At 73.3% G+C, this 23,627-nt stretch carries 24 protein-coding genes; 12 read left to right on the forward strand and 12 right to left on the reverse strand.

Features of this window, described 5'->3' with window-relative positions:
* Window positions 1–36 precede the first annotated feature (36 nt).
* The 4 genes from ACFWPQ_RS20775 to ACFWPQ_RS20790 are packed head-to-tail and all read left to right on the forward strand — an operon-like array spanning window position 37 to window position 3,158.
* Entirely contained in the window at window positions 37–750 is a 714-nt protein-coding gene (locus tag ACFWPQ_RS20775) for an NDP-sugar synthase (RefSeq protein WP_384036500.1), read from the forward strand.
* Between the two features lie 7 nt (window positions 751–757).
* Window positions 758–1,663 (forward strand): NAD-dependent epimerase/dehydratase family protein, encoded by a 906-nt coding sequence (locus ACFWPQ_RS20780; protein ID WP_384036502.1) that lies wholly within the window; start codon window positions 758–760, stop codon window positions 1,661–1,663.
* Complete coding sequence (locus ACFWPQ_RS20785; RefSeq protein WP_384036505.1) at window positions 1,660–2,328, forward strand: spherulation-specific family 4 protein; 669 nt, start codon at window positions 1,660–1,662, stop codon at window positions 2,326–2,328. The genes ACFWPQ_RS20780 and ACFWPQ_RS20785 overlap by 4 nt, the downstream gene beginning before the upstream one ends.
* Window positions 2,325–3,158, forward strand: a complete 834-nt coding sequence (locus tag ACFWPQ_RS20790) for an endo alpha-1,4 polygalactosaminidase (protein WP_384036508.1) — start codon at window positions 2,325–2,327, stop codon at window positions 3,156–3,158. Before ACFWPQ_RS20785 ends, ACFWPQ_RS20790 begins: the two co-directional genes overlap by 4 nt.
* A gap of 18 nt (window positions 3,159–3,176) precedes the next feature.
* On the opposite strand, the gene ACFWPQ_RS20795 is transcribed toward ACFWPQ_RS20790, so the two are convergent.
* Window positions 3,177–3,749, reverse strand: a complete 573-nt coding sequence (locus ACFWPQ_RS20795) for a dihydrofolate reductase family protein (RefSeq protein WP_384036510.1) — start codon at window positions 3,747–3,749, stop codon at window positions 3,177–3,179.
* Window positions 3,750–3,917: 168 nt separating this feature from the next.
* On the opposite strand from ACFWPQ_RS20795, the gene ACFWPQ_RS20800 reads away from it, so the two are divergent.
* Window positions 3,918–4,289, forward strand: a complete 372-nt coding sequence (locus ACFWPQ_RS20800; protein WP_384036513.1) for a tetratricopeptide repeat protein — start codon at window positions 3,918–3,920, stop codon at window positions 4,287–4,289.
* Window positions 4,290–4,335: 46 nt separating this feature from the next.
* On the opposite strand, the gene ACFWPQ_RS20805 is transcribed toward ACFWPQ_RS20800, so the two are convergent.
* The 3 genes from ACFWPQ_RS20805 to ACFWPQ_RS20815 are packed head-to-tail and all read right to left on the reverse strand — an operon-like array spanning window position 4,336 to window position 6,449.
* On the reverse strand, window positions 4,336–4,491 hold the full coding sequence (locus ACFWPQ_RS20805; protein ID WP_384036516.1) for a hypothetical protein: 156 nt from the start codon (window positions 4,489–4,491) through the stop codon (window positions 4,336–4,338).
* Between the two features lie 50 nt (window positions 4,492–4,541).
* Window positions 4,542–4,958, reverse strand: coding sequence for a BlaI/MecI/CopY family transcriptional regulator (locus ACFWPQ_RS20810; protein ID WP_384036518.1), 417 nt, complete (start codon window positions 4,956–4,958; stop codon window positions 4,542–4,544).
* Window positions 4,959–4,997: 39 nt separating this feature from the next.
* Window positions 4,998–6,449: a PepSY-associated TM helix domain-containing protein gene (locus ACFWPQ_RS20815; protein WP_384036521.1), complete on the reverse strand. Its 1,452-nt coding sequence runs from the start codon at window positions 6,447–6,449 to the stop codon at window positions 4,998–5,000.
* Between the two features lie 124 nt (window positions 6,450–6,573).
* On the opposite strand from ACFWPQ_RS20815, the gene ACFWPQ_RS20820 reads away from it, so the two are divergent.
* On the forward strand, window positions 6,574–7,218 hold the full coding sequence (locus ACFWPQ_RS20820) for a peptide deformylase (protein WP_384036524.1): 645 nt from the start codon (window positions 6,574–6,576) through the stop codon (window positions 7,216–7,218).
* Between the two features lie 94 nt (window positions 7,219–7,312).
* Here the strand turns inward: ACFWPQ_RS20820 and ACFWPQ_RS20825 are convergent, their stop codons facing one another.
* Window positions 7,313–8,740 (reverse strand): dihydrolipoyl dehydrogenase family protein, encoded by a 1,428-nt coding sequence (locus ACFWPQ_RS20825; protein WP_384036527.1) that lies wholly within the window; start codon window positions 8,738–8,740, stop codon window positions 7,313–7,315.
* A 134-nt stretch (window positions 8,741–8,874) separates the two neighbouring features.
* Here ACFWPQ_RS20825 and trxA point away from each other — a divergent pair, with 134 nt between their 5' ends.
* On the forward strand, window positions 8,875–9,255 hold the full coding sequence (gene trxA, locus ACFWPQ_RS20830) for a thioredoxin (RefSeq protein ID WP_384036530.1): 381 nt from the start codon (window positions 8,875–8,877) through the stop codon (window positions 9,253–9,255).
* Window positions 9,256–9,307: 52 nt separating this feature from the next.
* On the opposite strand, the gene ACFWPQ_RS20835 is transcribed toward trxA, so the two are convergent.
* Together ACFWPQ_RS20835 and ACFWPQ_RS20840 are read right to left on the reverse strand one after the other, a co-directional pair.
* Window positions 9,308–10,744, reverse strand: coding sequence for an aldehyde dehydrogenase family protein (locus ACFWPQ_RS20835; protein ID WP_384036533.1), 1,437 nt, complete (start codon window positions 10,742–10,744; stop codon window positions 9,308–9,310).
* Window positions 10,745–10,869: 125 nt separating this feature from the next.
* Window positions 10,870–11,916 (reverse strand): LacI family DNA-binding transcriptional regulator, encoded by a 1,047-nt coding sequence (locus tag ACFWPQ_RS20840; protein ID WP_384036536.1) that lies wholly within the window; start codon window positions 11,914–11,916, stop codon window positions 10,870–10,872.
* Window positions 11,917–12,141: 225 nt separating this feature from the next.
* Between ACFWPQ_RS20840 and ACFWPQ_RS20845 the strand changes: the two genes are divergently transcribed.
* A complete protein-coding gene (locus ACFWPQ_RS20845) occupies window positions 12,142–12,813 on the forward strand; it encodes a TetR/AcrR family transcriptional regulator (RefSeq protein ID WP_384036539.1) in 672 nt (223 codons plus the stop codon).
* A gap of 18 nt (window positions 12,814–12,831) precedes the next feature.
* On the forward strand, window positions 12,832–14,007 hold the full coding sequence (locus tag ACFWPQ_RS20850; RefSeq protein ID WP_384036894.1) for an FAD-dependent oxidoreductase: 1,176 nt from the start codon (window positions 12,832–12,834) through the stop codon (window positions 14,005–14,007).
* 1 nt (window position 14,008) lies between these two features.
* Here ACFWPQ_RS20850 and ACFWPQ_RS20855 read toward each other — a convergent pair whose 3' ends face one another.
* Window positions 14,009–14,689, reverse strand: a complete 681-nt coding sequence (locus ACFWPQ_RS20855) for a TetR/AcrR family transcriptional regulator (RefSeq protein ID WP_384036542.1) — start codon at window positions 14,687–14,689, stop codon at window positions 14,009–14,011.
* Between the two features lie 101 nt (window positions 14,690–14,790).
* Between ACFWPQ_RS20855 and ACFWPQ_RS20860 the strand changes: the two genes are divergently transcribed.
* Complete coding sequence (locus ACFWPQ_RS20860; RefSeq protein WP_361292488.1) at window positions 14,791–15,348, forward strand: NADPH-dependent FMN reductase; 558 nt, start codon at window positions 14,791–14,793, stop codon at window positions 15,346–15,348.
* Window positions 15,349–15,469: 121 nt separating this feature from the next.
* Here the strand turns inward: ACFWPQ_RS20860 and ACFWPQ_RS20865 are convergent, their stop codons facing one another.
* A complete protein-coding gene (locus ACFWPQ_RS20865) occupies window positions 15,470–16,351 on the reverse strand; it encodes an LLM class F420-dependent oxidoreductase (RefSeq protein WP_384036545.1) in 882 nt (293 codons plus the stop codon).
* A 248-nt stretch (window positions 16,352–16,599) separates the two neighbouring features.
* Between ACFWPQ_RS20865 and ACFWPQ_RS20870 the strand changes: the two genes are divergently transcribed.
* On the forward strand, window positions 16,600–17,574 hold the full coding sequence (locus ACFWPQ_RS20870; RefSeq protein ID WP_384036547.1) for an alpha/beta hydrolase: 975 nt from the start codon (window positions 16,600–16,602) through the stop codon (window positions 17,572–17,574).
* 7 nt (window positions 17,575–17,581) lie between these two features.
* On the opposite strand, the gene ACFWPQ_RS20875 is transcribed toward ACFWPQ_RS20870, so the two are convergent.
* The 3 genes from ACFWPQ_RS20875 to ACFWPQ_RS20885 all read right to left on the reverse strand — a co-directional run bounded on the left by ACFWPQ_RS20875 (window position 17,582) and on the right by ACFWPQ_RS20885 (window position 22,362).
* A complete protein-coding gene (locus ACFWPQ_RS20875; protein ID WP_384036550.1) occupies window positions 17,582–19,612 on the reverse strand; it encodes a TerD family protein in 2,031 nt (676 codons plus the stop codon).
* A 204-nt stretch (window positions 19,613–19,816) separates the two neighbouring features.
* Entirely contained in the window at window positions 19,817–20,275 is a 459-nt protein-coding gene (locus ACFWPQ_RS20880; protein WP_384036553.1) for a (2Fe-2S)-binding protein, read from the reverse strand.
* Between the two features lie 32 nt (window positions 20,276–20,307).
* Entirely contained in the window at window positions 20,308–22,362 is a 2,055-nt protein-coding gene (locus tag ACFWPQ_RS20885) for a molybdopterin cofactor-binding domain-containing protein (protein ID WP_384036897.1), read from the reverse strand.
* Window positions 22,363–22,593: 231 nt separating this feature from the next.
* Between ACFWPQ_RS20885 and ACFWPQ_RS20890 the strand changes: the two genes are divergently transcribed.
* A complete protein-coding gene (locus tag ACFWPQ_RS20890) occupies window positions 22,594–23,610 on the forward strand; it encodes a helix-turn-helix domain-containing protein (RefSeq protein ID WP_384036556.1) in 1,017 nt (338 codons plus the stop codon).
* The last annotated feature ends 17 nt before the right edge of the window (window positions 23,611–23,627 follow it).

The raw sequence follows: 23,627 nt of genomic DNA on the forward strand, positions 1-23,627 counted from the left end.
CGGCACGTCCGCGCACGTCCACGAAGGAGGAGTCCCATGCACGCAGTGATCCTGGCCGGAGGCAAGGGCGTCCGGCTGCGCCCCTACACGACCGCGCTGCCCAAGCCGCTCGTCCCCATCGGCGACCAGCACGCGATCCTGGAGATCGTGCTGCGCCAGCTCTCCACGGCCGGCTTCACCAGCGTCACCCTCGCCATCGGCCATCTCGGCGGGATCATCCGCGCCTACGTCGGCGACGGCTCCCAGTGGGGCGTGAGCGTGGACTACGCCACCGAGGAGAGCCCGCTGGGCACCATGGGCCCGCTGCTCAACCTGCGCCAACGGCTGCCCGAGACCTTCCTGGTGATGAACGGCGACATCCTCACCGACCTCGACTACGCCGACGTCCTCGCCCGGCACAGAGCCTCCGGTGCGCCGCTGACCATCGCCACCTACGCCCGCCAGGTCCACATCGACTTCGGGGTGCTGACCACCGACGACGGCAAGGTCGTCGCGTTCACCGAGAAGCCGAGCGTGGACTACCGCGTGTCGATGGGCGTCTACGGGCTGTCCCGCGCCGCCCTCGCCCCCTACACGCCCGGACTCCCGCTCGGCTTCGACGAGTTGGTGATCGATCTGCTGGCGGCCGAAACCCCGCCGCACGCCTACGAGTTCGACGGGTACTGGCTGGACATCGGCCGCCCGGACGACTACGACCGGGCCAACGCCGAGTTCACCACCCGCAAGTCGCTTCTGCTCAAGGGAGCCTGAGCACGTCATGCGCATTCTCGTCCTGGGCCGCACCGGCCATCTGGGCATCCATGTCGCCGCGGGTCTGCGGGCCGTGCCCGGCGCGCAGGTCCTCGGCGCCGGCCGCTCGGCCGGCGTGGAGCACGGCGTGGCGCATCGCGTCGACCTCGCCACCGCCCGCCCCGAACAGCTGGCCAAGACCCTGGCGGCGGTCGCGCCCGACGCCGTGGTCAACTGCGCGGGCGCGACCGGCGGCGACGCGGTCACGCTCGCCGAGGTCAACGCCCGTGGTCCGGCGGTGCTGTGCGCCGCGCTGCGCGACGCCGCCCCTGCGGCCCGCCTGGTACACCTGGGTTCGGCCGCCGAGTACGGCCCCGGCACCCCGGACGCCCCGGTGACCGAGGCGGCGCCCACCAGCCCGGTGGGCCCGTACGGTGCGACCAAGCTGGCGGGCACGGCCGCGGTGACCGCGGCCGGGCTGGACGCGGTGGTGCTGCGGGTGGGCAACCCGGTGGGGCCCGGGGCGCCGGCCACCTCGCTCCCCGGCCGCATCACCGCACTGCTCCGCGAGGCGGGTCGGGACCCGGCGGCGGTGCTGCGCCTCGGCGACCTGTCGGCGTACCGCGACTTCGTGGACGTGCGGGACGTGACCCGTGCGGTGGTCCTGGCGGCCACCGCGCCCGGACCGCTGCCGCCCGTCCTCAACATCGGCGGCGGCCGGGCCGTACCGGTGCGCGAACTGGTGCACGCCCTGGCCGGCCGGGCCGGCTTCCGGGGCCGTGTCGAGGAGAGCACGACCGGCTCGGTGCGCTCGGCACGGGTGTCGTGGCAGTGCTCCGACATCTCCGCCGCCGGGCGGGCCCTGGGCTGGCGCCCCGCCCACACTCTGGACGACGCGGTCACCGCCCTGTGGGAGAGCGACGGTACCCGGTGAGCCTGCTGGTTCCGCTGTACGTGCACCCGGCCGAGGACCCGGGCGCCTGGCACCGCCTGATCACCGCCGCGCACCGCACCTACGGCGTGGTCATCAACCCGGCGGACGGCCCTGGCGACCGCCCCGACCCGGCGTTCGCCGCGGCGGCCGACGCGCTCCGCACGGCCGGGGCGCTCCTCCTCGGGTACGTCGACACCGACTACGGCATGCGCGGACCGGCCGAGGTCGCCGAGGACCTGCGCCGGCACGAGGAGTGGTACGCGGCCGACGGCTGCTTCCTCGACCGGGTGACGGCGACCCCGCAGGGCCTGCCCGCCTGCCGCCGGCTGGTGCGCGCCGTACGCAGGGCGGGCGCCGGGAGGGTGGTCCTCAACCCGGGCGTCCACCCGGCGCCGGGATACCTCCGGCTCGCCGACCTGACCGTCACCTTCGAGGGCCACTGGTCGACGTACGTCTCGGCGTTCGCCCGGCCGGCGTGGGCCGGCCGGCAGCCGCCGGGGCGACTGTGCCATCTCGTCTACGGCGTGCCCGAGGCCCTGGTCCCGCTCGCCGTGCGCACCGCACACCGGCGGGGCGCGGCGGTCTGCGGCCCGGTGACGGGCGAACCGCCCAATCCCTGGGCCGAGTTGACACCGGCCCTGACCGGGGCGGAGGCGGAGCGATGAGGATCCGCGCCCGGCCGCGGGCCCGGATCCTGCTGCCGGCCGCCCTGACCGCGGCGCTCCTGGCGGGCTGCTCCACAGCACCCTCGGACTCCCCCGCCCCGTCGCACTCCCCCGAGGCGAGCCCCGCCAAGGCCGTCTGGAGACCCCGGCCGGGCCTGGCCTGGCAGTGGCAGCTGGACGGGGAGGTCGAACCGACGGTCGACGTGCCCGTCTACGACATCGACGGCTTCGAGAACTCCAGGGCGGACGTGGCCGCGCTGCACCGCGCCGGCCGCAAGGTCGTCTGTTACGTCAACGTCGGCGCCTGGGAGAACTTCCGGCCCGACAAGGACGACTTCCCCCGCTCGGTGCTCGGGAGGAGCAACGGCTGGGCGGGTGAACGCTGGCTGGACATCCGCAAGGTGTCCGTGCTGCGGCCGATCATGGAGCGGCGCTTCGACATGTGCCGCGACAAGGGCTTCGACGCGGTCGAGCCCGACCTGGTGGAGGGTTACGCCAACGAGACCGGTTTCCGGCTCACCGCGGCCGACCAGCTCCGCTACAACCGCGTGATCGCGGACATCGCCCATGACCGCGGCCTTTCCGTGGGCCTCAAGAACGACCTGGCGCAGATCCCCCGGCTGCTCGCCGACTTCGACTTCGCGGTGAACGAGGAGTGCGCCCAGTACGACGAGTGCGCGCGCCTGACCCCGTTCGTCAAGGCGGGCAAGGCGGTCTTCCACGTGGAGTACAGGGAACCGACCAGCGCCTTCTGCGCCGAGTCCCGGCGGCTGGGTCTGTCGTCCATGCGGAAGAAGCTCGACCTGGGGGTGTGGCGCGAGCCCTGCTGACGGCGGCGCGGGGCCGGGTCAGCGGACGACGTCGAAGACGTTCTTCTGCACGCCGTTGGCGTAGACCTCGTGCTCGACCAGCTTCAGCTTCTGGGTGTCCTTGTCCGAGGCGCTGAACAGCCGCTTTCCCGCACCGAGCAGCAGCGGGTAGACGAGCAGGTGGTAGCGGTCGATCAGGCCCGCGTCGGACAGGGCGTGGTTGAGCGCGGCGCTGCCGTGGACGATGACCGGGCCGCCCTCGGTCTCCTTGAGGGCGGCGACCTCGTCGAGCGAGCGCAGGATCGTGGTCTCGCCCCAGTTCGACACCAGGTCCCCCTCGGCGAGGGTGGTGGAGACGACGTACTTCGGCAGCGTCCGGTAGTGCGCGAACTCCGCCATGTCCGGCCACACCGGGCTGAACGCCTGGTAGCTGACCCGGCCCAGCAGGACCGCGGCCGACTCCTTCTGCTCCCGCTCCTTGATCTCGAAGGCCTCGGGGGCGAACTCGACGTCCTTGAAGGTCCACCCGGAGTTCCGGTAGCCGGGCTCGCCGCCCGGGCCCTCGACGACACCGTCGAGAGAGATGAAGGCAGTGCTGATCAGGGTACGCATCCCGGTTTCCTCGCCGTCTCGGGTCTGGTGCGGTTCTCCGCGGTACCAGCCTCCAACCGACAAATAAAATTGTCAAGGAAACTCATCTTGTCGGTCGATCACCCCCCCTGCGGGATTGGTGGAATTTTCAACCACCTCGGTCTGTTGTCAGCGCCGAAGGAGGTCAGAGTGGACACGACGTACGACACGGCATACGACACGCCGTACTACGACCAGGGAACCGCCGCCGAACGGTGGGCGCGGGCCCAGCTGTTCTTCGACGCCAACGACTACGCGGGCGCGGCCCGGGTGCTGGCCGGGCTGGTCGAGGAGGCTCCGGAGCAGACCGGACCGCGGCTGCTGCTGGCGCGGTCCTACTACCACTCGGCCCAACTGCGCCGCGCGGAGGCCGAGTTGCGCGAGATCGTCGAGCGCGACCCGGTGGAGCACTACGCCCGGCTGATGCTGGGCCGAACGCTCCAGCGGCAGGCCCGGCACGAGGAGGCGGAACCGCATCTGCGGATCGCCTCGGCGCTGGCCGGGGACTTCCCGGAGGAATGAGCAGCGATCGAAGAGGGCCCCTGGATATCCGGGGGCCCTCCGGCTGTCACAGCGGGGTGGCGGCTTGCAGGACCAGGAACAGGGTCACCGCCAAGTCCGCCGAGGACATCGCCGATACGAGGGTGCCCGCGGCGGCGCCCCGGACAGCGAGGCCGACCGCGGTGAACGTGGCGGGCCGGCCGCCGGCCGGCCGCCGGGTCACGCGGTCAGCGGCAGGACCAGCGGCAGGAGGACGAAGACCCCCATGGGCGGTCAGTCTTCCGTACCGCCGTGGTCCGCGGGCGAGACGTTCCGAGTGTTCCGCGGGCCCGGTCCGGCGGCCTCCAGCAGGGCCCGCAGCACCTGCTCGTCACCGGGCGGCAGGGCGGTGACGAAGCTGGTGAGCACGGCCTCGCGGTCCCGTTCGCCGTCGAGGAGCCGGCGCATCCGCAGGGCGGCGAGCCGGGCCACGTCGGCGGTGGGCGTCCACAGGAAGGAGCGGCCCTGCCGCTCGCGGGCGACGACGTCCTTGGCGAGCAGCCGGGTCAGGATCGTCACGACGGTGGTGTAGGCGAGGTCGCCGCCGAGCCGCTCCTGCACCCAGGCGGCGGTGACGGGCCCGCCGGCCTCGCGCAGCGCGCCCAGCACCTGGCCCTCGAGCTCCCCCTGCCCCCGCCGGGCCCGCGCCATGGTCCCCGTCTCCCTCCGGCGTCAGCGTGTCTGTCCACGCTACTTCACGCCGGCGCCCCGCCCGTAGGACCGCTGCCCGCCACGGTGCGCGATCTCGCCGAGGACGATGTCCACGGCGAGGAAGGCGGCCAGCGGGATCCCGAGGAGCGGCACGAAGTAGCCGAGGACCGCGATCACCGCCATCGCCGGGACGAGCAGGTACGGCGGGACCTCCGCCCAGGCCCCGCGCGGGATCGGCCGGCCGAAGGACGAGCCGCGGCCGCGCTGCCACCACATGCGGTAGCCCCACAGGATCAGCAGGATCAGGGAGAGCGCGAGCAGGGCCAGGGCGAGCTGGTTGACGAGGCCGAAGAGGATGCCGGTGTGCAGGTCGATGCCCCAGCGGGTGAGTTTGGCGAGCACCGGGTAGTCGGCGAACCGCAGGACGTCGGTCACCTCGCCGGTGCTCGGGTCGACGGCGACGGAGTCCTGCTTCTCGGGCCAGCTGCGCTGGACCTGCCTGACCACGTAGGCGCTGTTCGCGTCGGCGGGCGGGACGATCTCGACGGGGTCGCCGAGCCCTTCGGCGCGGGCGGCGGCGAGCACCTTGTCCAGGCCGACGCCGTGCTCGGCGTCACCGCCGGTCCCGGCCGCCGTGCCGTGGCCCGCGTGCTCGCCGCCGCTCGCGGCCGCCGCCGAGACGGACGGGGTGGCCTGGCCCAGGGAGGTGCGCAGTTCGTCGATGTTGGCGCCGGCGTAGGTGGACCAGGTCAGGCCGGTCGCCGAGAGGAAGACGAAACCGGCGGCGGCCCAGACGCCGACGGTGCCGTGCAGGCCCAGCGTGCGCCGCCGCCCGCTGGTGCCGCGCACCTTGCGCAGCGCCCGTCGCCGGGAGAACCACAGCACCAGGCCGCCGCCCGCGATCACCCACAGCCAGCTCGCCGCGAACTCGCTGTAGAGCCGCCCGGTGTCGCCGAGGTGGAGGTCGCGGTGGAGTTCGTCGATCCAGGTACGAAGCGGGAGTGCGCCCGTCGAGCCGTACTGTTCGAGCGCGCCGCGCACCTTGCCGGTGTACGGGTCGACGAACACCGCGAGGGTGTGGTCCGGGTTCACGCCCGCGACGCCCGAGAGCAGCACCCTGGTGGTCGCGTCCGCCTCGGGCGCCGGGCGTATCGCGGAGACCGTGCCCTCGGGGTGGGCCTTGCGGGCGGCGGCGACCTGCTCGGAGACCGGCAGCTTGGTCTCGCCCACCGGGACGGTCAGTTCATGGGCGTACACCAGCTTCTCGGCCTGGAAGGAGAAGGCGTACAGCAGGCCGGTGGTGGCGGCGACGAGCAGGAAGGGGGCGACCAGGACGCCGGCGTAGAAGTGCAGGCGCAGGACTAGGGGGCGCAGCGGGGCCCAGCGGCTCGGGGACGCGGCCGGCACGGTGGGTTGCGGGGCCTCGTCCGATGGAGGTCCCCCCGGTCGAGCGGAGCCGGGATTGGGGGAGGTCGAGGAAGCGGTGGGCATCGGCGGGCTTCTCCGGGGACTCGTGGCTGAGCGGTGACGGTCCAGTAGTCGGAGGGCGTGGGGCCCGAGTTCCCGGCATTCGAAGTGACCCGTGTCACACTCGCCTCCATGGCATGCTGGCGCGATGGCATCTCCCCGTGATCGCGCACCCCTTGCCGAACGGGTCGAGGAACTCCTCGGCCTGGGCGGCCCGTTGCCCATCGTCGCGGCCGGCGACCCGGTCCTGCGGCGCGGAACCGAGCCGTACGACGGCCAGTTGGCCCCGGCCCTGCTGGCCCGGTTCGTCGAGGCACTGCGCGTCACCATGCACGCGGCCCCGGGCGTGGGCCTGGCCGCGCCCCAGGTCGGCGTCCCGCTCCGGATCGCCGTGATCGAGGACCCGGCAACGGTGCCCGCGGAGGTCGCGGCGGCCCGGGGCCGGGTCCCGCAGCCGTTCCGGGTCCTGGTCAACCCGGCCTACGAGCCCGTCGGCACCGCCCGCGCCGCGTTCTTCGAGGGCTGCCTGAGCGTGCCGGGCTGGCAGGCGGTGGTGGCCCGGCACGCCGGGGTACGGCTGCGCGGCCAGGACGAGCAAGGCCGCCCGGTCGACGAGGAGTTCACGGGCTGGCCGGCCCGCATCGTCCAGCACGAGACCGACCACCTCGACGGCATGCTGTACCTGGACCGGGCGGAACTGCGCTCACTGTCGTCGAACGAGGCGATGGCGAGCCGCTGGACCCAGCCGACCCCGGCGACTGCCGCAGACGAGCTGGGCTTCACAATCCCCTGAGCGCAATCGCGCCCCCAAAGGGGCGCGGGGAACTGCGCGACCAGCCACGACGACGACGCAGCCGACGGACATCCCCAGGCGCGCCCCTTCCGCCCTACCCCCGGTACGCCTCCAGCAGACGCAGCCAGACCTCGCTCAACGTCGGATAAGACGGCACCGCATGCCACAGCCGGCTGATCGGCACCTGCCCGGCGACGGCGATCGTCGCCGAGTGGATCAGCTCGCCCACCCCCGGCCCCACGAAAGTGACCCCGCGCAGGATCTCCGAATCCAGGTCGACGACCATCCGGGCCCGCCCCTTGTAGCCGTCGGCGTACAGCCCCGCCCCGGCGACGGAGGAGAACTCGACGTCGACGGCGCGCACGCGGTGCCCCGCCTGCTCGGCCTCCGCGAAGGAGAGCCCGACGGCCGCCGCCTCCGGTTCGGTGAAGACGACCTGCGGTACGGCGCCGTGGTCGGCGGTGGCCGCGTGCGCACCCCACGGCCCGTCCAGGAGCGGCGTGCCCGCGGCGCGCGCCGCGATCGCCGCGCCCGCGATCCTGGCCTGGTACTTGCCCTGGTGGGTGAGGAGCGCCCGGTGGTTGACGTCCCCGACGGCGTAGAGCCAGTCGGTGTCCTCGACCAGGAGCGTGTCGTCGGCCGACAGCCAGGACCCCGGTTCCAGACCGATCGTGTCGAGGCCGATGTCGTCGGTGTGCGGGACGCGCCCCGTGGCGAAGAGGATCTCGTCGGCCTCGATGCGGTCACCGGCGTTGGTCACGGCCACCACCGTGCCGTTCTCGCGGGTCACCGACTCCACGGAGGTGCCGATACGGACGTCGACGCCGGCCTCCTTGAGTGCCTCGGCGACGAGTTCGCCGGCGAACGGCTCCATGCGGTTGAGCAGGCCCTTGCCGCGGACGAGGAGGGTGACCCGGGAGCCGAGGGCCTGCCAGGCGGTCGCCATCTCGGTGGCGACGACACCGCCGCCGACGACGACCAGCCGGCCGGGCGCCTCCTGGGCGCTGGTGGCCTCGCGGCTGGTCCAGGGCTTCACCTCGGCGAGGCCGGGCAGGTCGGGCAGCTGGGCGCGGGTGCCGGTGGCGACGGCCACCGCGTGCCGGGCCGTTAGGGTGGTGAGGGTGCCGTCGGGGCCGGTCACGGTGACCGTGCGGGGTCCGGCGAGCCGGCCGTGGCCGCGGTACAGGTCGGCGCTGATGCCGTCCAGCCACGCGACCTGGCCGTCGTCCTTCCAGTTCGAGGTGAAGTAGTTGCGGCGGGCGAGGACCGCCGGGGTGTCGAGGGGGCCCTGGACCGCCTGGGCGAGGCCGGGCAGGCGCCGGGCGTCGGCCTGGGCGATGACCGGGCGCAGCAGGGCCTTGCTGGGCATGCACGCCCAGTACGAGCATTCGCCGCCGACGAGTTCGCTCTCCACGACCGCGGTGGTGAGGCCGGCCGCACGGGTGCGGTCGGCGACGTTCTCCCCCACGGGCCCGGCCCCGAGCACCACGACGTCGTAAGCGATGGATTCCGTTTCCGTCATGGGGTCAGTCTTGCCGGTGGCGTGCGCCCGGGCCACACGGGTAGGGGGCGGAATACCTGCCCGGCCGGACATGTTGTGCGGACGGTTCCGTCCCGTCCCGGGGCGCCCCCCACGTCAGGAAGAGGGAAGCACGCATGAGCAGCACCGTGGAACTCACCAAGGAGAACTTCGACCAGATGGTCAGCGAGAACGAGTTCGTTCTCATCGACTTCTGGGCGGCCTGGTGCGGCCCGTGCCGGATGTTCGCCCCGGTCTACGAGAAGGCCGCGCAGGACAACCCCGACCTGGTGTTCGGCAAGGTGGACACGGAGGCGCAGCCGGAGCTGGCCCAGGCCTTCGGCATCCAGTCGATCCCGACCCTGATGATCGTGCGCGACCAGGTCGCCGTCTTCGCGCAGCCGGGTGCCCTGCCGGAGGCCGCCCTGACGGACGTCATCGGCCAGGCCCGCAAGCTGGACATGGACGAGGTCCGCAAGAGCATCGCCGCGCAGCAGGGCAGCGCTCAGGCCGAGTGAGACCCCCTGACGGAAGTCAGGGGTCCTGACGGGCATGAGAGCCTGACGGGCGTCAGAAGGGGTACGGTGCCACGTCCCCGCGTACGGTCGTCCACCGCACGTCCGTGAAGGCCTCCAGGTTGGACTCGCCGCCGAACCGGGCTCCGGTGCCGGAGGCGGCGACTCCGCCGAAGGGGGCCACGGCCTCGTCGTTCACGGTCTGGTCGTTGATGTGGACGATGCCGGTCGGGATGCGTTCGGCGAGGTCCAGGCCGCGAGCGGCGTCCCGGGTGACGATGCCGAGCGAGAGGCCGTAGGAGCTGTCGGCCGCCAGGGCGGCCGCCTCGTCGGCGTCGGCGAAGGCCCGGACGGGCGCGACCGGGCCGAAGACCTCCTCGGCGTAGGCGGGGGTGCGGTCGTCGACCCCGGTCAGGACCGTCGGCCGGTAGAAGAGGTCCTCGTGGGTGCCGCCGGCGGCGAGCCGTGCGCCCCGGGCGGTGCTGGACTCCACCAGGCCGTGGATCTTGGCGAGTTGGCCGGCGTCGATGATCGGGCCGAGGTGGACCTGTTCGCGGTACGGGTCGCCGACGGCGAGCGAGTCGGCCTTGGCGGCCAGGCGTTCGACGTACTCCTCGACCAGCGAGGCGTGCACCAGGTGCCGTCCGGTGGTCATGCAGATCTGGCCCTGGTGGAAGAAGGACCCCCAGGCGGCCGTGGAGATCACCGCGTCGAGGTCGGCGTCCTCCAGGACGATCAGGGCGGAGTTGCCGCCGAGTTCGAGATGGGCGCGCTTGAGAAGGCGGCCCGCCGCCTCGCCGACCGCGCGGCCCGCGGCGGTCGAGCCGGTGAAGGAGATGACCGGCACCAGCGGGTCCTCGACCAGCGCCGCGCCGACGTCGGCCCCGCCGGGCAGCACGTGCAGCAGCCCCTCGGGCAGTCCGGCCTCCGCGAAGACCGCGGCGAGCGCGAGCCCGCCGCAGACGGCGGTGCGCGGATCGGGCTTCAGAAGGACCCCGTTGCCGAGGGCGAGGGCGGGCGCGACCGAGCGGATGGACAGGATCAGCGGCGCGTTGAACGGCGAGATCACCCCGACGACACCGACCGGGACCCGGCGGGTGTACGACAGCCGGGGCGCCTCGCTGGGCAGTACCTGGCCGGCCGGGCGGGAGGCGAGGGCGGCGGCCTCGTAGCACTCCTGGGCGGCGACGTGCAGTTCGAAGTCCGCCTTGCCGGGTATGGAGCCGGACTCACGGACGATCCACTCGCGCAGTTCGTCGGCGTGCTCCGTGAACAAGTCGCCCGCCTTGCGCAGGACTTGGGCCCGGACGAAGTGCGGTGTGCGGGCCCAGTCGCGCTGCGCGGCGCGGGCGGCCCCGGCGGCCTTGGCGACGTCCGCGGGGGCGGCCAGGGCGACCGTGCCGAGCGTGTCGCCGGTGGCGGGCTCGGTGACTTCGTACTGCGCGCCGGACAGGGCGCTGGCCTGCCAGGTCTTCGGGTCGGGCAACGGCATGACGGCTCTCCGATCGATCACCGGGATTGCGCGGCCCACGGCACGCCCATGAGCCGTTTTGGTTGAGCGCGCAACATCCTAGTCAGGGGGCCCGGAAAAGCACCGCCCCCGACCAGGGTCGCCCATCAGCTGGACTCGCGCTGGACCACCGAGGCGCCGAGCGCCGGGTGGATCTCCGGTTCGCCGCCGGGGTCGCGCACCACGCGGTCGACCAGTTCGGCGAGGTCGCGGCCGGAGGGCAGGTCGATGTGGATCGTGGAGAGCCGGGGCCGCAGCAGCCGGCCGAGCATGAGGTCGTCGGCGCCGAGGACCGCGGTGTCCTCGGGGATGCGGACGCCCGCGTCCTGGAGGGCGCGCATGAAGAGCATCGCGTACTCGTCGTTGTACGCGAACACCGCGTCGATCCCCGACTCGCGCCAGCGGGCGGCGAGTTCGGCAGCGGACTGCTCGGTGTAGCCGAGCGGCAGCCCGGTCACCTCGGCGTCGGTGCCGCGCAGGGCCTGGCGTACGCCTTCGAGGCGTGGCCGCGAATACGTCTCCAGGCCGGCCGCCTCGGGGACGATCACGCCGATCCGGCGCCTGCCGCGGGCATACAGGTGGCTGCCGGCGCAGCGGCCGACGGCGTCGTTGTCCATGAGCAGGGCGTGGGCGCCCTCGACGCGTTCGGGGCCGAAGGTGACCACGGCGCGGGCACCGGCCCGCTTGAGGATCGCGACGCCCTCGGGGCCGAGTTCGGCGTCGGGAACCAGCACGGCGACCGGCCTGAGCTCGGCCCAGGCGCGGGCGGCCTCGTCACCGCGCAGGCCAGCGGTGCCGTACTGGACGACCGTGTAGTCGAGGCGGCTCAGGGCCCACTGGAGTTCGTTGATGAACTGCCCGTACAGCGGGCCCATCGGGATGGCCGGGGCGGGCATCAGCACCATCCGGCTGTGGCCGGCGCGCAGGCTGCGGGCGGCCGCGTGGGGGACGTAGCCGAGCTCCTTCGCGGCCTCGTGGACCCGGCGGCGGGTGGGCTCGCTGATCCGGACGGCACTGGTGTTGTTCAGGACGTAGGAGACGGTCGCGCGGGAGACGCCCGCCAGGCGGGCCACATCGGCGCTCGTGGGGACCGAGCGCGGGACCGGCGACGCTGCCGAGGGCGGTTTCGGGATGTGCACCATGACGTACGGCATCTTGGCAGAAGCCCGGGGAGGGGGGACCGGCGGGGCAAGGTGGTTGAGGGTTCGACGAGTTGGACCCTAGATCATCCGACGCGCGGGCTCGTCGCACCACCTGATCCACCGCCTCGTCACACCATCTGATCAGCAGGCTCGTCACACCATCGGAATCACGCATGCATGGACGAACGTGTTCGTCCCGAACTTGTTCGCAACGAACATGTTCGTTATGGTGGACGCATGCCAGCAACTCCCCGTTCCCGTCGGGAGCGTCCCGCCAAGCCCGCCCTGACCAGAGAGGGCATCGTCGCCGCCGCCGTGGAGATCCTGCGCGCCGAGGGTCTGCAGAAGGTCACCATGCGGCGCCTGGCCCAGGAGCTCGACACCGGCCCGGCCTCGCTGTACGTCTACGTCCGCAACACCGCCGAGCTGCACGCGGCGGTCCTGGACGAGCTGCTCGGCACCGTGGGCCCGGCCCCGGCGGAGGGCGGCTGGCGGGAGCGGCTGGAGCAGGTGCTCGTCGCCTACACCACGATGCTCCTGGAGCATCCGAGCCTGGCCCGGTCCGCGCTGACCTCCTGGCCGAGCGGCCCGCACTACCTGAACCTGATCGAGACCCTGCTGGGCCTGCTCGACGAGGGCGGGGTGCCGCGCGAGCGCGCCGCCTGGGGCGTCGACCTGCTGCTCCAGCGCGCCACCGCGACCGCCGCCGAGCACGCGGGCGGGGCGCCCCAGGAGGACTGGGACGCCCTCGGCCGGGCGCTGGGCGAGGTGTCGTCCCGTACCCATCCGCACATCGCCGCCGCCTCCGGCGCGCTTCTGTCGGGCGCGCCCGAGGCCCGCGTGTCCTGGGCGTTCCAGGCCCTGATCAACGGCATCGAGCACACCGCCGTACCCGAACCCCATGACTAGGAAACCCGCATGACCCCCATGACCCCGGAGTCCACTCCCCACCACCCCATAGCGATCGTCGGAGCCGGTCTCGGCGGGCTCACGCTCGCCCGGGTGCTGCGGGTGCACGGTGTCGAGGCGGCCGTCTTCGACCTCGACGCCTCCCCCGCGGCCCGCACCCAGGGCGGCATGCTCGACATCCACGACGACACCGGCCAGGTGGCACTGCGCGCGGCCGGGCTGCACGACGCGTTCCTGGCCCACGTCCACGCGGGCGGCGAGGCGACGCGGGTGCTGGACAAGGACGCCCGGGTCCTGCTGGACCTGCCCGACGACGGCACCGGCGGACGGCCGGAGATCGACCGGGGCGAGCTGCGCCGGCTGCTGCTCGGCTCCCTGCCCGAGGGCGTGATCCGCTGGGGTGCGAAGGTCGCCGGCGCCCGCCCGCTCGGCGGCGGCCGGCACGAGGTGGCCCTCGAGGACGGCGGCTCCTTCACGACGGATCTGCTGGTCGGCGCGGACGGCGCCTGGTCCCGGATCCGCCCGCTGGTCTCGGACGCGGTGCCCGCGTACACCGGGATCTCGTTCGTGGAGACGGACCTGCCGGACGCGGACGTACGGCATCCGGTGAGCGCCCAGGTGGTCGGCGGCGGCATGCTGTTCGCACTCGGCGCGGGCCGGGGTTTTCTCGCCCACCGGGAGAGCGACGGCAGCCTGCACGTCTACACGGCGGTGGAGGCGCCCGAGGAGTGGCTGGACGGGATCGACTTCACCGACGCCGATGCGGCCAGGCGGGCCGTGCTCGATCATTTCGACGGCTGGGACAAGAGCCTGCGGGCCCTGGTCGCGGACGCCGAGGGCACCCTGGTGCCCCGGCGGATCCACGCCCTGCCGATCGGTCACCGCTGGGACCGGACACCCGGGGTCACGCTGCTCGGCGACGCCGCGCACCTGATGTCGCCGTTCGCCGGCGAGGGCGCCAACCTGGCGCTGATCGACGGCGCCGACCTGGGCCTCGCGCTCGTGGCACACCCGGACGACCCCGAGGCCGCCCTGGCCGCCTACGAGGAGAAGATGTTCGCGCGTGCCGCACGGTCCGCGGCGGACTCCGCCCAGGGCGGGGACGTGCTGTTCCGTGCCGACGCGCCGCGGGGCCTGGTCGGCATGTTCACCGGCGGCCAGGCGGAGGACGGCGGGTCGGCTCCGTCCGCGTGACTCAGCGGGTCGGGCCCGTCCGCGTGACGCGGTCGACCAGGTCGGTCCAGCCGGTCTCCAGGCGCTCCATCGGCATCCCGCACTGCCTGGTCAGATGGTGGATCTGGGCGGGGTCGAGATACGCGAGGAGCGTCTGGGCCAGCAGTTCGCAGTCGGCGCCGGGCTCGATCTGCCGCAGCAGCATGGTGATGTGCGTGCGCAGCGCCTGGATCGGCGGATTGGCATAGCGCCGGGTGGGCTCGGGCTGGGCGGCGAGCTGGAGGTCCAGCTGGTCCGCCGAGCGGTAGAGCACCGCGACGCCGAACGCCCGGAGCCGGTCGGCCGGCGGGGCGCCGGGGCCAAGGGGCGGCGGGCCGCCCAGGAAGTCCGCCTGGAGCTGCCGCGAGGAGTGGTCGAGCAGCGCCATCAGCAGTCCGGTGCGGTCGCCGAAGCGGCGGAAGACCGTGCCCTTGCCCACCTCGGCGGCCGCGGCCACCGCCTCCATGGTCACGCCGGCCACCCCGTGCTCGGCGATCAGCCGAGCGGCGGCCTCCAGCAGCCGGGCGCGGTTGCGGGCCGCGTCGGCACGCAGGCACGGCTCCTCGGGAGCCGGCCCGACTTCGAGCAACTGCGGGGCGTCGAAGGGCTCCTGGGGCTGCGGGAAGGGCGGCAGGACGCTGGACATGAAGACAGCGTAAAGCATCGGGAACAGAACTGGACCGGAGTCCGCTTATGGTGTTAGAAATTAAGCGGACCTCGGTCCGGATTCGTAACAGCAGTGTTTCAGCCCCCCTGGAGTTCCCCATGTCTGTCCGCATCCTTGCCCTCGTCGGCAGCCTTCGTGCCGGTTCGCACAACCGCCAGCTCGCCGAGGCGGCCGTCAAGCTCGCCCCCGAGGGTGCCGTGGTCGAGGTCTTCGAGGGCCTGGCCGACATCCCGTTCTACAACGAGGACATCGACGTCGCGGACAGCCTCCCGGCCGCCGCCGCGAAGCTGCGCGAGGCCGCCCAGGCCGCCGACGCCTTCCTGCTCTTCTCCCCCGAGTACAACGGCACCATCCCGGCCGTGCTGAAGAACGCCATCGACTGGCTGTCCCGCCCGTACGGCGCCAGCACCTTCGGTGGCAAGCCGGTCGCCGTCATCGGCACCGCCTACGGCCAGTACGGCGGCGTGTGGGCGCAGGACGAGGCCCGCAAGGCCGTCGGCATCGCCGGCGGCAAGGTGATCGAGGACATCAAGCTCTCCATCCCCGGCTCCGTGGTCCGCTTCGCCGAGACCCACCCGGCCGACGACACCGAGGTCGCCGCCCAGCTGACCGAGGTCGTCGCCCGCCTGCACGGCAACGTGGGCGTGGCCGCCTGAGGCACCACCTGCCCAAGGCACCATCCGGAAGGGGCCGGCACTTCGCCGGCCCCTTCCGCGTCTCCCGGGTCCGGCCTCGTCGGTCCTGTCTCGTCGGTCCTGTCTCGTCGCTCCCGCCCCGTCACTCGATCCCGGCGAGCCGCTGGACGGCCGGAGCGGCGAAGGTCTCCATCCACCCCGAGGTCTCGCCCAGGCGCGGGGACAGGATGACGGTGTCGACGCCGAGCTTGGCGTAGCCCTCGATGTCCCTGGTGAAGGCGTCCAGGTCGCCCGCGGTGACCGGCTCGGCGCCGTAGACGATGGTCTTGCGGATGGTGTCGTAGTCCCGCCCGACGGTGTCGCAGTGGCCGCGCAGCACCTCGAGCTTGTGCCGCAGCTCCTCCGGGGAGGAGGGGATGAGGTTGCACGCGTCGGCGTACTGGGCGACCAGGCGCAGGGTCTTCTTCTCCCCCTGGCCGCCGATCATGATCTCGGGGTGCGGGGTGCTCACCGGCGCGGGAACGCAGAGCGTCTCGGCGAGCTGGTAGTACCGGCCCTCGAACGGGCCGTTGTTCTCCGGGTCCCACATCTGCAGGCAGATCCTGAGCGTCTCCTCCAGGCGCTCGAAGCGCTCCGAGATCGGCGGGTAGGGCACGCCGAGTCCGTGGTGCTCACGGTCGTACCAGGCGGCGCCGATACCCAGGGTGGCGCGGCCGCCCGACACCACGTCCAAGGTGGTGGCGATCTTGGCGAGGAGTCCGGGGTGCCGGTACGTCACCCCGGTCACCAGGGCGCCGAGCCGCACGGTGGAGGTGCGGCCGGCGAGGTAGCCGAGGGTAGTATAGGCCTCCAGCATGGGGTCCTCGGCGCCGCCGTTGAACTCCATCTGGAAGTAGTGGTCCATCACCGAGACCCAGCTCACGCCCGCCGCCTCGGCCGCGGCACCGGCGGCGGCGAGCTCGGCGCCGAGGGCGGGTCCGCCCCCGGGGTGGTTGAACCGGTTGATGTGCACACCCACACGCATGCCCGTTCTCCGTTCCGCGTTGCGCGTTCCGCGTTCTGCCCGGATCGCCTTCTGCCTCCTCGACGCTAGGCCTTGGAGCGCGCTCGAAGTCAAGCCCCGGCGCCGGCGGTCCGCCATGTCGCGGCCCCCTCCCGGACCGGCACCCGCCGGATGGCGGGGAGCTTCCGCCGTCCGGCGGCCCCCGGGCATCACCCGTCCACGCGGATCATGTGCGTACGAGCCGCAGCGCACCACCGCGAGGAGCCGCCATGACCGCCGTACCGCCCCCGTTCGACCCCGAGCTCTCCGCCGCCCTGGAGCTGATCAAGGACGTGATCTCTCCGGCGTTCACGATGGCGGACATCACCGCGATCCGGGAGGGCGAGGGGATCCGGCTGCTCGCCGAGCTGGATCTCACCATGGACGGGGCGTTCGAGGTGGCGGAGCGCACGATGCCCGGCCCCGTGGACGCCCCCGAGATCTCCCTCCTGATCTGCCGCCCGGTGGCCGCCTCCGCGCCCGGTCCGCTGCCGGTGATCTACCACGTGCACGGCGGCGGCATGGTGCTCGGCAACAACCGGGTGGGGCTGGACGTCCCGCTGGCCTGGGCGAAGGAGCTGGGCGCGGTGGTGGTGTCGGTGGAGTACCGGCTGGCGCCCGAGCATCCGCATCCGGCGCCGGTGGAGGACGTGTACGCCGGCCTGCTGTGGACGGCGGAGCACGCGAAGGAGATCGGCGGCGACCCGGAACGGATCGTGATCGTCGGCGCCAGCGCGGGCGGCGGACTCACCGCCGCCCTGGCCCTGCTCCTGAGGGACCGTCAGGGCCCGTCCGTGATAGGCCAGATGCTCCTGTGCCCGATGCTCGACGACCGCAACGACACCCCGTCCAGCCACCAGATGAAGGGCCTCGGCGTCTGGGACCGCACGTCCAACGACACCGGCTGGACCGCCCTGCTGGGCGCGGACCGCGGCGGCCCCGACGTCTCCCCCTACGCGGCCCCGGCCCGCGCCACCGATCTCACGAACCTCCCCCCGGCCTTCCTGGACGTCGGCTCGGCGGAGACCTTCCGCGACGAGACCGTCGCCTACGCCTCCCGCATCTGGCAGTCCGGCGGCATCGCCGAACTCCACGTCTGGCCCGGCGGCTTCCACGGCTTCGACGGCTTCGCCCCGCAGGCCGCCCTGTCCCAGTCGGCCAGGGCGGCCCACGTGGACTGGCTGCGCCGGCTGCTGGCGCGCTGAGCGGGGGTCAGCCGGTGGACACGGGCTGACGTGCGGGGGTCCGGCGGTCCGTCACCCGGTCGAGGTGGACCGCCACCGTGCCGTAGAACCGCCGTACGGCGTCGTCGACGCTGCGGATGAACCCGGTCTCGGCGCTCCCCCGGCCACTGCCCATGCTCTTGAGCAACGAGAGCCGGAAGCCGGTGATCCGGGCACCGTCCGCCTTGGGCAGCAGGTCCCCCGGTTCGGGCCGGAGCCGTTCGAGCGTGCCGCGCGGTCCGGCGGTGTCGCCCTCGACCAGGGTCTCGATGTGCAGGTCGGCCGGCGCCTCCGCGAGGGACCGCACGAGCCGCTTGGCCCAGCTCAGCGGGTAGCCCTGCTCGGGGGCCGGCACCTCCAGGGAGGTACGGAGCCTGCCGGTGCGCAGATCGGCGGTGACCGCGAGGACGCCGGGCGCCCCCTCGATGCGCAGCTCGGCCTGGAGCCTTCCCTGGCTGCACAGCCGGTCGGCGAGGAGGCTGCGGCGCTCCCGTGGGTCCCGGCCGCCTCGGGAACCGCGGACCGGGAGCACCTTCTGGCCGAGTTCGCCGCCCAGGCCCAGACAGACCTGGCGGATGAGCCGTTCCCAGCTCTCCACCACGTCGAGCGCGCGCGGATCTCCCTCGCACAGGGTCTCGTCCTCGATGCCGTTGCGCACCGGGACCCACGCGGGGCCCATGTTCTGGAAGCCGTGGCAGCCGGAGTTCTCGTGCTGGAGGTAGTGCAGGAGTTCCTGGAGGAGCCAGGCGTGCGCCCTGTTGCCGACGCCCTCGTGCCGGAGCAGCATCCGGGCCTGGTGGGCTGCTTCGGCCCAGGAGAGGTGCCGCAGCGCCACCTTGTGCTTGCGCCGGCCGTCGATCCTGACGTCCACGAGCGGGCTGCCGTCGAGGGCGACATCGTTCGACAGCGTGATCACGGCTTCGTAGCCGCGCCGGGCCGCGATGTCCATGTACGCCTGCACCTGGTCGGCCTTCAGGGCGTTGCCGTTGGTCTTCGTCTCGACCAGCGCCGTCCACAGCTTGCCGGCCCGCTCGACGCGCACGACCCCGTCGGGCCGCCGCGGGGTGTCGCCGTGCGGCAGGGACACCTCGGTGTACGTCTCCATGCGTCCGGCGGGTGCGCCGAAGCCCGCGGTGAGCCGCCGGCCGAACTCGGGTACCTGGGCCATCACCGACAGCAGGACCGAGGTGGCGCGTGTCTCGCGGTCCCGGTCGCTCTTGAGGGCGGAGACGGGGAAGAGCCGGGCCTCCCGCCAGGACTCGTTCTCCGCGAGGGACTTCCTGGCCGTCTTCGGCAGGGTGACCTTCTTCTTCGCCGTGCGGGGACGGGCGGCCGGCTTCTTCACCGCGGCCTCGTCCGCGGGCGGACGCGGCGCCGGGACGCCGTCCAGGTTCGGGGCCGGCTGCTCGACCTCCGGTACGGGGTCTGCGTGTTCGTCGTCGGCGGGGTCGGGCGGCGCGTCCTGAGGTTCGGCGTCGTCGTCGATGTCCACGCCGAAGTCGGTGGCGAGACCGGCGAGTCCGGCGGCGTACCCCTGGCCGACGGCCCGGAACTTCCACTCGCCCGATCGCCGGTACAGCTCCCCGAAGATGACGGCGCTCACCGCGTCGGCGTCCTCGACCGTGAACCGGAGCAGCGGATCGCCTGCCGCGTCGGCCAGTGTGACCGTGAGGTTCTCCAGTTCGCCGAAGCGCGCGTCCTGGTAGCGGCTCGCCGCGACGACCATCCGGTCGACGTCCTGCGGTACGGCGGTCAGGTCGAAGCCGATCCGGTCCTCGTCCCCCGTCTCCGTGGGCGTCTTGCCGAGCAGTTGCACGCTGCCGTCGGCTGCCACCGGGTTGTTGTAGAAGTAGAAGTCGCAGTCCCCGCGCACGGTGCCGTTCGAGCCGACGAGCAGGACCGACACGTCCGCGTCACCCTCGCCGCTCGGGCTGACCCAGCCCAGGCTGACGACAACCGAGCCCACGTTCTCGCTCAGGGCCGACAACGTGACATTCGACCCCTTCGCCATTTCCTGCATGAATCCCCCCAGAAACCCCACCGTTGAGCGCGGCCAACTGTAGTGCGCACCGAGCTCGGCGGTGACTTCGGTACGAAATCGACCGATTTTTTGCGATCCTGACCGATCGGGCGAGGGCGGTTGCGGGGGCGTCGGCCGATCGTCCATGCCCGGGTGTCTTCGGTCGCCGTTCGCGCATCGGGGTGGGAGGAGCGGGGCCGGGACTCAACCCCCGTTCGCCGCAGCCTTCTTGATCGCCTCCCTGATCCTGGAGTAGGTGCCGCAACGGCAGACGTTCTCGATGGCGTCGATGTCGGCGTCCGTCGGGTGCGGGGTGCGTTTCAGGAGGGCGGCGGTCGCCATGATCTGGCCGGGCTGGCAGAAGCCGCACTGGGCCACGTCGCAGTCCAGCCAGGCCTGTTGGACGGGGTGCAGGGTGTCGCCGTCGGCGAGGCCCTCGATGGTGGTGACCGCCCGGTCCGCGCAGTCGGCGACCGGGACCGTGCACGGCTGGATCTCCTCCCCGTCCAGGTGGCTGGTGCAGGCGCGGCAGACACCCACCCCGCAGCCGTACTTGGGGCCGGTGACGCCGAGCAGGTCGCGCAGGACCCACAGGAGGGGCATGTCGGCGGGGGCCTCGACCGTCACCGGTTTGCCGTTGAGGACGAACGAATACGAACGCATGGGTGCCTTCTGGGAGTTGGGGAGGCGGTGGGTCAGAAGTCGAGGGGGAAGCTGCGGGGTTTGCGGCCGGTGGCGCGGGCGTAGGCGTTGGCGACCGCGCCCGCCGCCGCGGGGACGCCGAGTTCGCCGGCGCCGCCCGGTTCCCCGCCGGACGGGATGACGTGCGCCTCGAACTCCAGCGGGGCGTGCCGCTGGCGGGCGTAGTGGAAGTCGGCGAAGCTGCCCTCGCGGACCGCGCCCCGGTCGATGTGCAACCCGGCGCGCAGCACGGTGGAGATGCCGTCGACGGCGGTGCCCATGAGCTGCGCCTGAAGGCCGCGCGGGTTGACGGCCGTACCGACGTCGGCGGCCATCACCACCTTGGTGACCCGGGGGTTCTTCGGGTCGGTGGCGTCGATCTCGGCCAGGCAGGCCACGGCGGACCCGTACTCCTCGTGGACGGCGACACCCTGGGCGGTGCCCGCGGGCATCCGGCGCCCCCAGTGCCCGGCGGCGGCCGCCTTGGCGAGGACGGCCTTCACCGTCCTGCTGCGCAGGGTGGTACGGCGGAAGGCGACCGGGTCCCGGCCCAGCGCGCGGGCGATGTCGTCGACGACGATCTCCTCCGCCGTGCGCATGGTCCCGGAATCCACCGAGCGCCAGGCGCCGAGCGGTATCGGCAGTTCGATGCCGCCCGAATCGCCGCCCACCCGGCCGAAGTTGTACAGCCCGCTGTCGCTGGGCAGCGGCCGTACCGCACCGGACTTCGCGGTCAGGCCCTGCTCGTCGGAGGACTCCCCCACCGAGGCCGACATGTGCTGGAAGGCCACCACCCGGCCGCCGGCGACACTGGCCCGGATCCGGTGGTGGTCGGCGGGGCGCATCCTGCCGTGCCGGATGTCGTCGTTGCGGCTCCACATCAGCTTCACCGGCCGACGGGCCGCCTTGGAGATGAGGGCCGCCTCGGTCGCCTGGTCGAAGTTGAGCCGCCGCCCGAACGAGCCGCCGCCGCGCATCACATGGACCCGTACGGCGGTCTTCGAGAGCCCCAGCAGGCCGGCGACGGTCTCGCGGGCCTCCATGGGGGTCTGGGTGGCGAACCACAGCTCGGCCCGGTCGGCGCGGACGTCGGCGACGGCCGTGAGCACCTCCATCGGGGCATGGCTGACGAACGCGAACGCGAACTCGCCCTCGATCTGGGTCGTTCCGTGCGGCGGGGTGCCGAGCCGGGGCACCGCGGCCCGCAGCCGGGCGCGGATCTCCTTGTCGGACAGGGCCACCAGCGGGCCGTCGGCCCAGGTGATCCGGAGCGCGTCGCGGGCCTGGAAGGCGTGGTGGAAGGTCTCGGCGACGACGGCGACCCCGCCCGGGATCCTCACGACCGCGTGGACGCCGGGCAGGGCGCGGGCCGCCGTGTCGTCGAGGGAGACGAGCTTGCCCCGCAGGGTCGGCGGCCGGGCCACCACGGTCGGCTGCGCGCCCGCCACCGCCAGGTCGCCGGCGTACTTCGCGGCGCCGGTGACGATGTCCCGGGCGTCGATCCTGGTCGTCGGCTTCCCGATCACCCGGTGCCGGGAGGCCGGCTTGGGCTTGCTCGACACGTCCGGGGTGCGGATCCGGGCGGCGCTCGCGGTGAGGGAGCCGAAGGTGGCGGTCCGGCCGTCGGGGGCCACGACCATGGTGTTCCAGGTGCGCAGGATGCGCGCGGGGAGCCGCCAGCGGCGGGCGGCCGCGGTCACCAGCCGGGCGCGCGCCGTGGCGGCGAGCTGCCGGGCCGGGCCGTACAGCGAACTGACCGAACTGGAGCCACCGGTGTACTGGTTGCCCTTGCTGCGGGCGTCGGCGAGCGGGATCCGGACGTCGGCGAGGCGGGCGTCCAGTTCCTCGGCGATCATCATGGCGACGGCGGTGGTGATGCCCTGGCCGACCTCGACCCGGGGCAGCCGTACGACGACCTCGTTGTCGGCGGTGACCTCCAGGACGAGCATCTCCTCGTCGGTCCCGGTGACCAGGACGTCGGACGGCGGGGTGGCGCCGTCGGCCCGCGGGGTGTCGCAGCCGAGCGGGGCGGCGACTGTGAGGGTGGCCGCGGCCACCGTGTAGACCATGAATCTCCGGCGGGACGGTCCGGCGGCGGGCCGCGGGGGCTCGTTGCGGTCCAAGCGGGGGCTCCTTGTCCAGGGTCACTGTGCGGGTTGCCCAGGGGGCTCTGTGTCGGTCGTCCCAGGGGCTCTGTGTCGGTGCTGTGCCTCGACAGCTAGGAGGGGCGGGCGGGCGCGGGGGTTGCCTGCCGTGCCGGGCTCTCCTCGTCGTACGGCCGGATGGCGCATCATGGCCGTATGAAAGAGCTGGCGGGGCGGCTGGCCGCGGTGGACCCGGATGCCGGGGCCGCCGTCGCGGTCATCGCCTACTTCGACCGGCTGGCCGAGACCCGGGCCGGTCTGGAGGCGCTGGTGCGCGGGGCCGCCGTGCTCGCGGGGTGTCCGGCGCGGCTGGCCGACGAGGAGCGGCGGGTCCGGCTGCGGGTGGAGCCGGACGGACGTCGGACGGACGTGGTGGGCGCGCCCGAGCCCGGGTGGCCGTGCGCGTCGCTGCTGCCGGACGGGCCGCCGGCACTGTGGCTGGAGCGGGCCGGGGCGGACGGTCCCAGTGTCGTCGACGCGGTGATCCTGGAGCGGGCCTCGGCGGCCGTGCGGTCCGTGCTCGACCGCACCCGGGGGCGGGCTCCGGGGCCACGGCCGGACGACCCCGCGCTGGTCGAGACGGTTCTGGACGCGGGCGCCCCGCTACCGGCCCGGTTGCACGCGGCCCGTCGGCTCGGTCTGGACACCGCCGACCCGGCGGCGCGGTTCCGTGCGGTGGCGGTGGCCGGCGGACCGCCCCGGATCGTGGCCGACGGACCGCCGCCCGTCCTGCCTGCGGGACGTGCGGGCGTGGGGACGGCGGTGGCCGCCGGGGACCTCCCCGAGTCCTGGTCGGCGGCCCGCACCGCGCTGCGGTTCGCCTCCGACGGCGGCGCGCGGGAGCCCGGCGGCCCGCCCGTCGTGCACGCCGACGAGCTCGGCGGGGTCGCGCTGCTCGCCGATCTCGTCGTACCCGGTGCGGAACCGGCGCCGGACGTCCGTGCCGTGCGGGCCGCCGCGGCGGACGCGCCCTGGATGCTGCGCACGCTGCACGCGATCGCGTCGACGGCCAGCCTGCGGGCGGCGGCCGCCGAGATCAGCGTCCATCACTCCACGCTCCAGGACCGGTTGACGCACGCCGAGCATCTGCTGGGCTGGTCGGTGCGCACCCCACAGGGCCGGTTCCGGCTCCAACTCGCCCTCACCATGCACCACCTGATGGAAAGTCAGTAATCGATCACCAGCCGATC

This window comes from Streptomyces sp. NPDC058464 (assembly GCF_042721035.1).
In the GTDB taxonomy this organism is placed as follows: domain Bacteria; phylum Actinomycetota; class Actinomycetes; order Streptomycetales; family Streptomycetaceae; genus Streptomyces.